The sequence below is a fragment of the Acetobacter farinalis genome, from assembly GCF_011516935.1.
In the GTDB taxonomy this organism is placed as follows: domain Bacteria; phylum Pseudomonadota; class Alphaproteobacteria; order Acetobacterales; family Acetobacteraceae; genus Acetobacter; species Acetobacter farinalis.
Genome location: NZ_WOTF01000017.1, coordinates 36,770 through 49,953 on the forward strand (window position 1 = coordinate 36,770; position 13,184 = coordinate 49,953).

Here is a 13,184-nt window from a genome sequence, read left to right on the forward strand (position 1 = left end):
CACGCAGGACATACCCGGATGTCAAACCACAAAGCTCTGCCGTGTAGATAAAACGGCTGATCTGACAACGGCTCTGGTGGAAACTCAGGCAGAGGTTCTGGCATGACGTGTGGCCAGACACAGTCCGGTGCGGGCAAAACAGCAAAGCCAGCGGGAGACAGACCGGCGACGGTATGAATTGACACACCCGGAGGCACCGTCCAGACTAGAAAAAGCATCTGGGGAAGCCGGTGAGAGTCCGGCACGGTCGCGCCACTGTATTCCGCCTGTTCGGGCGGAAAGTCAGACCTCCGGCATGTTCATTTTCTTCACCGCGGAACGCGCTTTTACCAGCGGAGCTTTTTTGATGATGCACCCTTCCTCCCCCCGCGCCCGGGCCATTGCGGTTCCGGCTCCTGCTGCCATCCCACTTGGCGCGCTGCTGCCCTGGGCTGTGTTCGGCCTGCTGCTATCTGTGCTGATGCTGTATTTTGTGGGTGCGGAGCAGGGGGCTGTCTCCCTGATTTCCGGCCATGGCGTGCATGAATTTGTGCATGATGGCCGCCATCTTCTGGGCTTTCCCTGTCACTGAACCGCAGGGTTTTTCCTTATGATTGCTGGACGTTTACTGGCACGCGGCATGATTGCCGGGTGCCTTGCGGCAGCGCTTGCCTTTGTGTTTGCCCGCCTGTTTGGTGAACCGCAGGTTGCGCTGGCCATTGCCTTTGAAGCCGCCCGCAGTGCTGCAGAAGGTGCCGCCCCCGAACCAGAGATGATCAGCCGCTCCGTACAGGCCAGCTATGGTCTGGCCACGGCCACATTGCTGTATGGCGCGGGGTTTGGCGGACTGTTTGCTCTGGTGTTTTCCTTTGCTTACGGGCGCCTGAGCCTGTGCTCCCCCCGTGTGCTGGCCCTGCTGCTGGCCGCAGCCGGATTTGTAGCGGTAGTGCTGGTGCCGGACCTGAAATATCCGCCCAATCCCCCCGCTGTGGGCAACCCCGCCACGCTGGGGCTGCGGACGGAAACCTATTTCGTGATGATTGCGCTTTCCATCAGCTTCGCCGCCATTGGCTGCCTGATGGGCCAGAAAGTTGCGCAGATGCGGGATGCGTGGAGCGGCTGGCTGTGCGGGATTGCCGTTTTCATCCTGCTGGCGGCCCTGGTGCCGTATGGCCTGCCGAATGTGAATGAGGTGCCTGATGGCTTCCCCGCAGTTGTGCTCTGGCGCTTTCGGGAAGCAGCCATCGGGATGCAGGCCGTACTGTGGGGCAGTATGGGGCTGATTTTCGGGGCACTGGCCACCCCGGTTCTGGCCGCACGCGCCAGAGGGTAACGCTTTAAGGCAGGGAGTAGTCATACGCACAAGGCTCCCCCTACCGCTCCTGAAAACCCTTGCACTGCAAGGACAGCCTGTGCAAGGGTTTTGTTACCATTTATGATCGACTCGTTTGATAAGTAGCGGGGGGGGGCAGGCACATGTTTGGAAAATGCAAGGCAAAGAGCATCAAACCCAACTCTCCGATGGATACCATTCCGGTTTTCGTGCCTCTTTTCATTTTACTTATTCAGGCTGTCTCCCAACTTCCTGTTACAGATTCTTACAAAAAACTGCTTGAGGGGGCCCTTGTTGGAACACAATTCCTGCTTGTGATGGTTTTTTGCAGATACAAGACACGCGCAAAAAGTAAGAAATTCTGAGGCTTCTTTCACACACTGGCCTGCTGTGATCCGGCGGGCCAGTGTGTGAAGTGGCCCTGAGCCCTGCAGCCATGACCTTATTGGCTGTGGCGAACAAACCCTTCAGGCCGGGCGGCTTCTCGTCGAATAAGGATTAACCCCAGTCTTCCATTACGGAAAAGCCGGGACTCACAATCACCTTATGACTGGTGTGTGGATATACCGACACCTGCATAGATGTGCCCTTATATCGAAACCTTGTTAAAAAACAAAAAAGAGTCACGACGACCATAATTCGGGGTGAACGGTATCCTCAGCCTGGTCGGGGCGCTCATGCCGTGTGATGTCCACACTCCGTGGTGCGGCGGTGTTCGTATTCTATTTCAAAGACTGTGCTTCTGATCTGGAGTGATCGTAACAGGACTGGGCAGCCAGAATACTGTCGATATTTGCGATGGACCACGTGCGCATGGTTTCCATCATGACGGCCAGAGAATGGCCCAGCGGCGTAATGGCATACGTCACGCTCACCGGCACCGTCGGTGCGACGCTGCGGGAGATGAGACCGTTTCGTTCCAGCCGGCGTAGCGTCTGGGTCAACACTTTTTGGCTGATGCCCTCAATCTCGCGCTTCAGTGCATTGAAGCGACGAGGAGCACTGTCAATGGCAATCAGCGCCAGCATCGACCATTTATCGGCAATCTGATCAAGCAGATGCCGGGTCGGGCAGGTCGCGGCAAATGGACCACGGGAATCTCGGGTCATCTGGTTTCCTTGAGGTTTCCTTGAGGTTACCAAAGCACATGCTGGTATCTTCTTGATACCTATTGCTTCGTAGCGCACATGTCTACTCTCAGAGGAGAGCACCAGACATGATCGAACGGCAGCACATCGCCACCAACGGCATTCATCTCAACGTCGCAACGCTGGGAGAAGGGCCAGCCATCCTGCTTCTGCACGGCTGGCCGCATACCGGAGCACTCTGGAACGGGGTGATGCCGCTTCTGGCTGAGGCCGGATTCCGCGTGGTTGCACCGGATCTGCGCGGACTGGGTGACAGTACCCGCGCCGACGAGGGCTATGACCTTGCAACGCAGGCCGACGATATGGCCGGTCTCCTCTCCGCATTGCAGATCGAACAGGCGATGGTTGTCGGGATTGATCTTGGCGTTGGCATCGCCTGGATGCTCGCCATGCGGTACCCCACCCTGATCCGGCAGTTGGCGCTTTGCGAAGGCATGCTTGGTGATCTTCCGGGGGCTGAACGCTTTCTGGCACGTGGCGCACCGTGGTGGTTCGGCTTCCATAGTGTGCCGGGACTGGCGGAGGCCGTTCTTGAAGGGCATGAAGGCACGTACCTCGACTGGTTTTATAAGGATGTTCCGTCAATGGCTCCTGATATTCACAAGTCTTTCGTGGAGGCCTACACTGGACGTGAGGCACTGCGCTGCGGGTTCGAGCATTATCGGGCATTTCCTGAAAATGGCCGACAGATCAGGGCGATGCTGGCCAGTCATGAGAGCGTCAAACAGCCAACATTGGCGATAATTGGCGGCGTGGTGGGGGATGCCATTCATGCCCAGCTTGCGCCGATCGCACCCGACCTTCATCGTGTCGATATCCCCAACTGCAAGCATATTGTGCCGCTCGAACAACCCCGCGCGTTTGCTGATACGCTGATTGCGTTTGGTCGTCAGCTTAAGGGATGAAGAGAACAACAGGCGATCAGGCATAGAGAAAATACATTGTGTAACGGGTATTTTCAAAATTATTGTCGCGTTTTCTCACTCCCCCATGCGACAACTATCTGACCTCTTTCGTGAGGTCACCTGAAATGTGGCCTATACCTCAGAGCATTTTATGCGTTTTGGATTATGAGGGCGACCGCCTTTCTGGGCATGACACCCCTGCGCTCATGATCCAGAGCGCTTGGCATCCTGCTGGCCACCTGATGGCAAGTCGTGCTCCGGGCTTCCCAGCATCCGGACGCGCCAGCGATCTGCCTGGCGGGTAAAGATGCTGAAGGTTTCTGGGGCGATATCCAGCCGGGCGTCCATATCCGGACCGCCGCCCAGAATGTGCGCGGCAAGGGCACGCACCACAGCCGGACGTACGACCATCAGCACAGTGCCGAAAAGAGAAATGGCGTGTTGCGGCGCGGGTTGGTCTGGCGTTTGCGGCGGTGTCTGCTCGGCTGTTTGCGGGGGGGGGTGCCGGGCTGTTTGCGGGACTGTTTTCTGGGCCGTTTGTGGGGGCGTTTGCGCGCCTGTCTGCCCGGATGTTGGGGAGCGTGCCGCGCCGTGTGACGACGGATCATGGGGGACATCGGCCTTCAGCCAGGCGCCGACCCGCGTGTGAAACTGGCGTGCGCTCTCGCCATCCGGCGGGGTGAAATCCGGGTCATGCAGCAGGTTGCCAAGCGCCTCGGCGGGAAGATCGCGCAGCGCCTGCCCGTGCCATGTGCCGTAATCACGATCCCTGAGGGCGGCTATGCGGAGCAGATCGGGATATCTGGCGGGCTGGTGTTCCGCGTCCGGTCCGTGCCTGTTCTCATGCATGGACAGGAGGGTGCCCGAGATGTTTTCGGAACATGAAGAATTTTGGAAAATACCAGTGCAGAGAACATCCCCTGCCACAAAAACCTGCGAGGCATGCACGCGCGCAAGATGCTGCGCGAGTTCTGACACCCGAGGCGCAGAGAGTGTGCCCATGGCAGTCCGTTCCGGAATACGACCCTGCCGCACCGCATCTGGCAGGCCTGTGCTCAGGCAGACAAGCCTTACGGGTGTGGCATCTGCTCGGGCCGTCATGCCGTAGGGCCCGAAGTCCGCGCGGCCCATGCCTGCAAGGCAGTACCCAGCCGGGACCATGCCTCTTCCGATGCTGGCAGACCAAGACGGAGGCGGCCTGGTTGATCGGCAAAAATGCGGGTCACGAGGCCATAAGTGCAGAAATGATACCAGAGAGCCGGAGCCTCCGGATGCAGGACCAGTGTGAACAGACTGACCTGACCCGTATGACAAAGCCCTGCGGCATCCAGCAGGTGACTCAGGCGCGTATGAGCCGTGCAAGCCTGCCTTCTGGCTGTGCACAGCCATGCCGTGTCACGCAGGGCCTGCCGCCCCGCCGCCAGACCAAGACTGCCCACCGGCCATGCTCCCAGCAGTGCGCGGGCCTGCGCTGCGCGCTCCGGGTTGGCCAGCAAGAAGCCCAGCCGCACCCCCGGCAGCCCGTAGGTTTTGCCAAAAGAGCGCAACACCACAAGAGCCGAATGCGGCAGGAGGGGAGCGACACTTTCCTTCTCAAAATCCATGAACGCTTCATCGACTATCAGAACACTTCCCTGCTCTGCGCACTGATCAGCCAGACCACGCAGCCAGACTGCGGGCAGAAGGCGGCCATCGGGGTTGTTGGGGTTACAGACGACGCATACCGTTCCCGCCTGTCTGGCGGCGTGCTCCAGAGCCGCGGGGTCTGTCACCTGCTCTACCGGCACGCCCTGCAAGCGCCACGCCTGCGCATGGCCCGAATAGGTTGGCCCCAGCAGACACACGCGCCGCGCAGGCAGCAGGCGCGGCAGCAGGGAAATCAGGCTCTGGCTCCCGGCCCCGGCGACGACCATATCAGAGCTGGAAAGCCCGTACGCAGTGGCCGCGGCGGCCTGAAGATCGGCCTCCTCATACTCTTCGGGCAGGCGGGTAAACACGGCCGGGTCTGGCAGACTGAGCGGGTAGGCAAACGGGCTGATGCCGGTGGAGAGATCATGATGCGGCGTGGGCGCATCGGGGAAGTGCGCCATAATGGCACGGACCTGCCCGCCGTGGATAGGATGGGGGACGCCTTCTGGTGTGGAAAATTCTGGTGGAGGAGACACCACAGCCGGGGGCACGTCCAGTGGCAGAGCACCGGGCCGGATAACGGGGGCAGAGACTGATGGCTGCGCAGGGATAGCGGCGGATGCTGGCGGCGTGATAGCCTGAGCTTCTCCCCGCAGATGCCCGGGCGCGTGTGCCCCGACCTGCCTGATCTGTGAGTCTGCTGCCCGCATGGTGTTGTTCCCCCTGTCCGTCACTCTTCCCGTAGCGGCCCTTGCGGCGGTGCTTGAAGCCGCGTGGGGTTATCCGCCTGCCCTGCTGGCCGCCATCGGACATCCGGTGATGTGGATTGGCTCCTTGATAGACAGGCTGGACACCACACTCAACCGGCCGGAGTTTTCCGAACGCAAGCGGCGCTGGCTGGGTGTGCTGGCGGTGGTCCTGATTGCGGGTATTCCTGTCTGGATAACAGGTGCGGTGCTGGATATGGGGTATCACTTTCTGCCTGCCCCCGCCATGCTCGGCGTGCAAGCGATGGCGGCCTGCACGCTGGTCGCGCAGAAATCCCTCTGGGTGCATGTGTGCGCCGTGGGCACGGGCCTGCGGCAGGACGGGCTGGCCGGGGGGCGGCAGGCCGTGGCACAGATTGTCGGGCGGGATACCGCCGCGCTGGATGAGGCCGGAGTTGTGCGGGCCGCTCTTGAAAGTCTGGCCGAGAATTTTTCGGATGGTGTGGTGGCCCCCCTGTTCTGGGCGGCAGTATTCGGCCTGCCGGGCGTGGTGTTCTACAAGGCGGTGAACACGGCAGACAGCATGATCGGGCACCTCACACCGCGCCATGCCGCCTTTGGCATGGCGGCTGCAAAGCTGGATGACGCTATTAATCTGCCTGCCTCCCGCCTTGCAGCCCTGTGCCTGATTCTGGCCGCCCCGGCCGAGCGCCGGACCGCCGCGCAGGAGGCTGTACGGCGGGATGCCCCCCGCCACCGTTCCCCCAATGCCGGGTGGCCGGAAGCCGCCATGGCCGGAGCGCTGGACCTTCGGCTGGCCGGGCCACGCCTCTATAAAGGGGTACGGGTAGAGGATGCCTGGATGGGGGCCGGAACACCGGACGCCACCGTGGCGGATCTGGACAGGGGGCTTGTGCTGTATCGCCGCGCCTGCCTTATTCTGACCGGGCTCTTGCTGGCTGGAGCAGTTCTCTCCATGATCCCGGCATGACAGCCCCCCTCTTCTCCCCTGCCTTTCGTACCTCTCTGGACCAGCTTTTCACCTGGCGGCGGGATGTGCGGCACTTCCGCACGGACCCGGTACCTGAAGCCGTGTTGACCCATTTGCTGGAGACAGCCTGTCTGGCGCCATCCGTGGGGCTGAGCGAGCCCTGGCGCTTTGTGCGGGTGGATGCTCCGGCGCGCCGGGCTGCCATCCGGGAAAATTTTGCCCGCTGCAACACGGAAGCCCTGACCGGCCACAGCGGGGAAGACGCCCTGCGCTACGCCACACTCAAGCTGGCCGGGCTGGATGACGCCCCCCACCATATTGCAGTGTTCTGTGACACAAACCCCGCACAGGGGCGCGGGCTGGGGCGTGGCACCATGCCGGAAACCACCGTGTGGTCTGCCGTCATGGCCATCCATACCTTCTGGCTTGCCGCCACGGCAGCCGGGGTGGGAGTGGGATGGGTGTCCATCCTGAACCCTGAAGAGGCCAGCCGCACGCTCTGCATCACGCCGGAATGGCAGTTTCTGGCGTATCTGTGCGTAGGATATCCGAAAGACCATGCGGACACGCCGGAACTGGAGCGGCGCGGGTGGGAGCAACGCAACCCGGCCCGTCGCCGCTGGATTGCGCGCTGACACACCTCTCTCTTGGGCAGGCACATCACAATGCGCCCAAGGGCTGTTTTAAAAACGGGATCCATACTGCCAGACTGACAGTGTCCGGTCTGGCCTGACTTTTTCAAGGCAACCGTCTTTTTTATTGCCCTGACTTAAAACTGTCTTCCAAAGGGACTTTATAATCATTCCATATAAATTCAATGCATGTAATTGCAGGCATAATTTGACAAATCCTGACTTTATCCCTCCTGATATGTCCGCTTTTGCGGGTTTTTGACCCACCAAAGAACCTTAAAGTTTTTTTTAATATTTCCGGTATATTCTCTATTTTTATAAATCCCCCCTGAAATCGCAGCATTATTCTTTCATGATATAATTAACAGTTTGTAATATTGATATGAATCAATGATCCCGCATCGGGTTCCCATTCAAAACGAGTTGTCTTTCATGATGTTTTACAAACTTTAAGGATAATTCGTGGAAGTCTCTGTGCTCCGTGGTTCCGCCAATATCAGAAAATGGGATGTCAGATTTCTCATGGGCGCAGTTCTTGTGTGCACCCTGAACAAGCCCTTTCAGGCACGGGCTGATGACGCACAGGAACTCGCAGCCATCAAGGCGGAAATGCGTAAACTGGCCGCACAGGTACAGGCCATTGAACACCGGCAGGCCCTCAGGCACCCGCAGGCCGGGCATCAGCTTGCTTCAAACCACCTTGCCGCCCGCAGCATGACGACAGGTGGCCGCACGAATGGTACACCACCGGACAGCACCCTCCCCTCTCTACGGGATGACGGAAAAGCTGATCCGGGCATCCGCTTTTCCGGAGAAGCGCAGCCTGTGGTGGCGGAAGGCGCTGCACCACGCACCGGAAGTGGGTTCAGCCCGTTCACGTGGCTGCCCCGGCAGCAGGGCGGCAGTGCGCAGAAATCCTCTATTGATCTCACATCCTCCAGCCCCTCCTCCATTACCCAGACGGATGTGGACAACCTCCCTCCCATTTTCACCATTGGCGGCATTTCCGTAAAGCTCGGTGGGTTTGTCGAGTTTTCCAATATCTGGCGCAGTTCCAACATGACCAGCGGCCCCGCCACGGCCTGGAACAACTTCCCGTATGCCAACAGCCCGAACCATGGGCTGAGTGAGGAGCGCATGTCCTCACAGCTCAGCCGCATGTCCGTGCTGATGGAAGCCAACCCTTCCAAGGCTGTCCGCCTGCAGGCCTATGTGGAGAGTGATTTCGGCGGCTCCGGCGGCACGACAAACAGTGTGCAGATCAGCGGTTATACGCCGCGCCTGCGGCAGGGGTACTTTACCTTCACGCAGAAAGACTGGGGGCTGCATATCCTGATGGGGCAGGCCTGGAGCCTTGCCACCAACTACGCCAAGGGCATCCTGCCCCGGCAGGAGCAGCTTCCCGCGGTCACAGACAACAACCAGATTCCAGGCATTACCTTTACCCGCGTGCCGCAGATCCGCATTGGCAAGGACTGGAACCAGAAATACTGGCTCGGCCTTTCTCTGGAAGACCCGCAGGCAACAGTGGCCTTTTCCTCCGCACTCTCTTCCGGCGGCACCTTGCCCGCGGCATATGGAGAAAAGGTTGGCGCACGCGTGTATTATGCCAACGGCGGCGGTGTGCTGCTGAACCCGAACGCGCAATATACATATAACCCGGCCCCGGACATTATCCTCAAAGCGGCGGTGGACACCTCTTTCGGGCATTATGAAGTGTTCGGCCTGGCGCGCTGGTTCCGCTCCCTTGCCGTGGATCCTGGCGCCACCACCACACGGAAGCACACCTCCTTCGGTGGCGGCGTGGGTGCTGGCATGACAACGCCGCTCGGCACACCCAAACTCCAGATGGCAGGCAATATTCTGGCTGGTGAAGGCATTGGCCGCTATGGGCCGAGCCTGATACCGGATACCACGCCCAACGCCCGGGGTGCGCTTTCCCCCGTGCCGGAGCTTATGGGCTCCCTTGGTCTTATCGGGCATCCCACCAGGTCCGTGCTGCTCTACACCTATGGAGGTGTCGAAGCCGCGGGGCGCAAGCGCTATACGGGGGCGGATGGCGCCCAGTATGGCTATGGTGTGACTGACCTCAATCTGGGCGGGTGCGATGTGGAATTCGGCACCTGCAACGCCCAGACCCGCACACTGGCCTCCCTGACCGCGGGCGGCTGGTGGCACTTTGTTGAAGGCCGCTACGGCAGTCTCATGGGCGGCCTACAATACACCTATATCCGGAAGTTTGCCTTCAAAGGCAATGACGGCAACGGCCACAGTGTGGACCCGACAACATCGGGCAACACTGTTTATGTCACCTTCCGATATCTGCCGTTCCAGTAAGATGGAATTGCACCCTATTCGCCAAAGGAAAGAGAACGACATGTCTTACACAGTTGGCACGTATCTTGCTGAACGTCTGGCCCAGATCGGCCTGAAGCATCATTTTGCGGTGGCGGGGGATTATAACCTTGTCCTGCTTGACCAGCTTCTGATGAACAAGGACTGTGAACAGGTTTACTGCTGCAACGAGCTGAACTGCGGTTTCGCGGCCGAAGGCTATGCCCGTGCAAACGGCGCTGCTGCCGCCGTTGTCACCTTCAGCGTGGGGGCGCTGTCTGCCCTGAACGCCATTGGCGGTGCCTATGCGGAAAACCTGCCGGTTATCCTGATTTCCGGCGCACCGAACTCCAATGACCATGGCAGCGGGCACATCCTGCACCACACCATTGGCACCACGGACTATTCCTATCAGCTCCAGATTGCTGAAAAGCTGACCTGTGCTGCTGTTTCCATCACATCTGCCGAAGATGCGCCGGAAAAAATTGACCACGCCATCCGCACGGCCCTGCGCGAAAAGAAGCCGGCCTATATCGAAATTGCCTGCAACCTTTCCGCACAGCCCTGCGCGGCCCCCGGCCCCATCAGCGCGGTTCTGGATGCCCCGGCTTCCAACAAAGACACGCTGGATGCTGCCGTGAAAGCTGTTGCCGCTTTCATTGAAAAACACGAAAAACCCGCCATTCTGGTTGGCAGCCGCCTGCGCGCCGCAGGTGCTGAAGAAGCTGCTGTGAAGCTGGCCGATGCGCTGGGCTGCGTTGTGGCCACCATGGCTGCCGCCAAGAGCTTCTTCCCTGAAGGTCACCCCTCTTACGTGGGCACCTACTGGGGGAGTGCCAGCACCCCGGGTGTGAATGAAATCTTCAACTGGACAGACAGCATTCTGGCTCTGGCCCCCATTTTTAATGACTACTCCACCGAGGGCTGGTCCGTCTGGCCCAAGGGGCCGAACGTGGCTGTTCTGGACAAGAACATTACAAAACTGGACGGATATAACTTTGACAATATCCATCTGAAGGAACTGCTGCTGGGTCTGGCGGACTACTTCAACGGCAAGCCGAAGAAGGATTCCACAGTGGCGCAGTACAAGCGTGTTCACACCGAGAAAACGGTTGAAACTACCGGCACGGGTGATGACAAGCTGACACGTGCGGATATCCAGCAGACACTCCAGAGCCTTGTAACACCGGACACCACCATTCTGGGTGAGACAGGGGATAGCTGGTTCAATGTCATGCGCACCAGGCTGCCGCACGGTGCCCGCGTGGAACTGGAAATGCAGTGGGGGCATATTGGCTGGTCCGTTCCGGCTGCCTTCGGGTACGCCGTGGGCGCACCGGAACGCCGCACCATTCTGATGGTGGGTGATGGCTCCTTCCAGCTGACCGCGCAGGAAGTGTGCCAGATGATCCGCCGCAAGCTGCCGGTGATTATTTTCCTGATCAACAACCGTGGGTACACCATTGAAGTTGAAATTCATGATGGCCCGTACAACAACATCAAGAACTGGGATTACGCCGGCATTATCAGCGCCTTCAATGCTGAAGATGGCAAGGGCATTGGTCTGCGCGCCAACACGGCGGGTGAACTGGCCGACGCCGTGAAGGTCGCGCTGGAGAACAAGGATGGCCCGACGCTGATTGAATGCACGATCGAGCGTGATGACTGCACACCCGAGCTGATTTCCTGGGGCCGCCATGTGGCTCAGGCAAACAGCCGTCCGCCTGCAAAATAATGTAACCCGTTCAGGCTGTGTCTTTGCACCGCAGGGTGCACAGCCTGAACTTTTTTGAAAAGCGACCTGAATGTCGGCTTCCAACACACCCAGCGCCGCCGCGCAGCCGCAAAGCGCGCCGGCAGGCCAGCCGCAAAAAATACAACCTCTTTATCTTCTGGCGTGGTTTCTGTGCGCGCTGTTCTACTTCTATCAATATGCCATCCGCTCCGCCCCTGGCATTATGCAGGACGAACTGACGCATGCCTGGGGTAACAGCCACCTCGGGCTAATGATTGCCTCCTACTATATTGTTTACGCGCTGGCCGCTCTGGCCGTGGGTGTGCTGCTTGACCGCTATGGCGCACATGCCACCATGCCCACAGGCATTGCCATAACCAGTGTCGGGTGCCTTATTTTTGCACAAGGCAGTGTGGCTGCCGGTCTCGGCGGATATGTCATTCAGGCTCTGGGGGCGATCTGCGCGTTTGTCGGCTCCTCCTACGTGGCGGCGCGGTATCTGCCCGCCAGCACGCTGGCCCTGTTTGTGGGGCTGACACAGTGCCTTGGCATGGCCGGGGCCGCGTTTGGCTCCAAGCCCACCCGTATCCTGATTGACCCTGCCGGGTCCTTTCATCTGCCCTGGCAGACGGTGTGGCTCGGCTTCGGGGTGGTGGGCATCTGTCTGGCCATTGCGACATGGCTTGTCATGCCGCGTGACGGAGGAGACAGCGCCGCGCACCACAGCCACCTCTCCGTGGCGAACCTGCTCAAGCCGTTCAAGACCATTTTTGGAAACCCCCAGAGCTGGTATGCCGGGATTATTGGCGGCCTGCTGTTTGTTCCTACCACCATTGGCGCTTTGGGCTGGGGGGCCTCCATGCTCAACAAGGGTGAGCATGTCTCCATGGCTTTTGCTGCATCCGATGTGTCCATGGTGCCGATCGGCTGGGTGATTGGCTGCCCGCTTCTGGGCTGGATTTCTGACAAGATCGGCCTGCGTAAGCCGGTTTTGATTGGTGGTGCGGTTGTGATGCTGGCGGCGGCACTCTGTGCGCTGTATGTGCCGGTGGGCGTAATGCCGCGTTACTCCGTGGCACTGGTGATGGGCATTGCCTCTGGCGCGGCCATGATCCCGTTCTCTTCCATGAAGGAAGTGAACCCGCCTGAAGTAAAGGGCACCGCCGCAGGGGCCATGAACTTCCTTGTGTTCGGCACGACGGGTGTTCTCTCCCCGATTGTTTCCGCCCTGATGGGCACGGGGGGTGCCACCATGGCTGTTTTCCATCGGGCCTTCCTGCCGCTGATAGCCGGTATTGTTATCGCCATCCTGCTGGCCTTCCGCCTGCGCGAGACGGGCTGGAAAGCGCAGAAATAAACTCTTCCTGCGGGATGAGAGGGCTTTGAAAAAGGCGGAACCTTGTGGGGTTCCGCCTTTTTTGTAGGTGGCTGCTTTGGGGGGGGGAAGCGGAATGTCTGGCATGGAGCTTCCATATGAGGCTTTCTTCCGCTGTTTCCACCACCTTAGGGCGCGTCGTCAGTTAGCATCTTGCGCTATGAGGCTTGTACTCCTGTTTGATCTGTGATGTTTTCTCTTTGTTTTCGGGGAAAGAATGAATGCGACGATATGGCCTGAATGACAGTCAGTGGGAACGGATAAAGGATATTCTCCCAGGTCGTGAAGGTCATGTTGGCGGAACAGCTGCCGATAACCGTCTGTTTGTGGAAGCAGTGCTGTATCGTTACCGCGCCGGTATTCCGTGGCGTGACCTGCCAGTGCGGTTCGGGGATTGGAAGAATGTTCACAGACGA

The 13,184-nt window shown here is 59.5% G+C and carries 12 protein-coding genes; 9 read left to right on the forward strand and 3 right to left on the reverse strand.

Translation table 11 applies throughout. The annotated features are described in order from the left end of the window. Positions 1–346 precede the first annotated feature (346 nt). Together GOB82_RS10810 and GOB82_RS10815 are read left to right on the forward strand one after the other, a co-directional pair. Complete coding sequence (locus GOB82_RS10810) at positions 347–571, forward strand: CbtB domain-containing protein (protein WP_194300460.1); 225 nt, start codon at positions 347–349, stop codon at positions 569–571. Between the two features lie 21 nt (positions 572–592). Next, complete coding sequence (locus tag GOB82_RS10815; RefSeq protein ID WP_166122969.1) at positions 593–1,312, forward strand: CbtA family protein; 720 nt, start codon at positions 593–595, stop codon at positions 1,310–1,312. Positions 1,313–2,034: 722 nt separating this feature from the next. On the opposite strand, the gene GOB82_RS10820 is transcribed toward GOB82_RS10815, so the two are convergent. Then, a complete protein-coding gene (locus GOB82_RS10820; protein ID WP_166122943.1) occupies positions 2,035–2,421 on the reverse strand; it encodes a winged helix-turn-helix transcriptional regulator in 387 nt (128 codons plus the stop codon). A 107-nt stretch (positions 2,422–2,528) separates the two neighbouring features. Between GOB82_RS10820 and GOB82_RS10825 the strand changes: the two genes are divergently transcribed. Further along, positions 2,529–3,365 (forward strand): alpha/beta fold hydrolase, encoded by an 837-nt coding sequence (locus tag GOB82_RS10825; protein WP_166122945.1) that lies wholly within the window; start codon positions 2,529–2,531, stop codon positions 3,363–3,365. Positions 3,366–3,569: 204 nt separating this feature from the next. Here GOB82_RS10825 and GOB82_RS10830 read toward each other — a convergent pair whose 3' ends face one another. Together GOB82_RS10830 and GOB82_RS10835 are read right to left on the reverse strand one after the other, a co-directional pair. After that, positions 3,570–4,466, reverse strand: coding sequence for a histidine phosphatase family protein (locus tag GOB82_RS10830; protein ID WP_166122947.1), 897 nt, complete (start codon positions 4,464–4,466; stop codon positions 3,570–3,572). Then, positions 4,463–5,704 (reverse strand): threonine-phosphate decarboxylase, encoded by a 1,242-nt coding sequence (locus GOB82_RS10835; RefSeq protein WP_194300462.1) that lies wholly within the window; start codon positions 5,702–5,704, stop codon positions 4,463–4,465. Before GOB82_RS10835 ends, GOB82_RS10830 begins: the two co-directional genes overlap by 4 nt. On the opposite strand from GOB82_RS10835, the gene cbiB reads away from it, so the two are divergent. From cbiB to GOB82_RS10865, 6 genes are all read left to right on the forward strand, one after another. Next, positions 5,703–6,692, forward strand: a complete 990-nt coding sequence (gene cbiB, locus GOB82_RS10840) for an adenosylcobinamide-phosphate synthase CbiB (RefSeq protein ID WP_166122949.1) — start codon at positions 5,703–5,705, stop codon at positions 6,690–6,692. The two genes, GOB82_RS10835 and cbiB, sit on opposite strands and share 2 nt — an antisense overlap. Continuing rightward, the gene (gene bluB / locus GOB82_RS10845; protein ID WP_166122951.1) at positions 6,689–7,327 is read left to right on the forward strand and encodes a 5,6-dimethylbenzimidazole synthase; all 639 of its coding nucleotides are present in this window, start codon (positions 6,689–6,691) and stop codon (positions 7,325–7,327) included. Before cbiB ends, bluB begins: the two co-directional genes overlap by 4 nt. Before the next feature lie 519 nt (positions 7,328–7,846). Next, the gene (locus tag GOB82_RS10850) at positions 7,847–9,661 is read left to right on the forward strand and encodes a hypothetical protein (protein WP_194300464.1); all 1,815 of its coding nucleotides are present in this window, start codon (positions 7,847–7,849) and stop codon (positions 9,659–9,661) included. 40 nt (positions 9,662–9,701) lie between these two features. Beyond that, positions 9,702–11,393 carry an alpha-keto acid decarboxylase family protein gene (locus tag GOB82_RS10855; protein ID WP_166122953.1) on the forward strand — a complete coding sequence of 564 codons (1,692 nt, stop codon included), beginning with the start codon at positions 9,702–9,704 and terminating at the stop codon, positions 11,391–11,393. A 70-nt stretch (positions 11,394–11,463) separates the two neighbouring features. Next, positions 11,464–12,750 carry an MFS transporter gene (locus tag GOB82_RS10860; RefSeq protein ID WP_166122955.1) on the forward strand — a complete coding sequence of 429 codons (1,287 nt, stop codon included), beginning with the start codon at positions 11,464–11,466 and terminating at the stop codon, positions 12,748–12,750. 239 nt (positions 12,751–12,989) lie between these two features. Then, positions 12,990–13,184, forward strand: a 195-nt coding sequence (locus GOB82_RS10865) for a transposase (protein ID WP_166122957.1), incomplete at its 3' end; no start/stop codon positions are given.

Excerpts from the sequence above, each read along its gene's own strand:
- cbiB (WP_166122949.1), top strand. The coding sequence starts at position 5,703 with ATGGTGTTGTTCCCCCTGTCCGTCACTCTTCCCGTAGCGGCCCTTGCG.
- GOB82_RS10835 (WP_194300462.1), bottom strand. The coding sequence starts at position 5,704 with ATGCGGGCAGCAGACTCACAGATCAGGCAGGTCGGGGCACACGCGCCC.
- bluB (WP_166122951.1), top strand. The coding sequence starts at position 6,689 with ATGACAGCCCCCCTCTTCTCCCCTGCCTTTCGTACCTCTCTGGACCAG.
- GOB82_RS10830 (WP_166122947.1), bottom strand. The coding sequence starts at position 4,466 with ATGACGGCCCGAGCAGATGCCACACCCGTAAGGCTTGTCTGCCTGAGC.
- GOB82_RS10825 (WP_166122945.1), top strand. The coding sequence starts at position 2,529 with ATGATCGAACGGCAGCACATCGCCACCAACGGCATTCATCTCAACGTC.
- GOB82_RS10810 (WP_194300460.1), top strand. The coding sequence starts at position 347 with ATGATGCACCCTTCCTCCCCCCGCGCCCGGGCCATTGCGGTTCCGGCT.
- GOB82_RS10820 (WP_166122943.1), bottom strand. The coding sequence starts at position 2,421 with ATGACCCGAGATTCCCGTGGTCCATTTGCCGCGACCTGCCCGACCCGG.
- GOB82_RS10855 (WP_166122953.1), top strand. The coding sequence starts at position 9,702 with ATGTCTTACACAGTTGGCACGTATCTTGCTGAACGTCTGGCCCAGATC.
- GOB82_RS10850 (WP_194300464.1), top strand. The coding sequence starts at position 7,847 with ATGGGCGCAGTTCTTGTGTGCACCCTGAACAAGCCCTTTCAGGCACGG.
- GOB82_RS10860 (WP_166122955.1), top strand. The coding sequence starts at position 11,464 with ATGTCGGCTTCCAACACACCCAGCGCCGCCGCGCAGCCGCAAAGCGCG.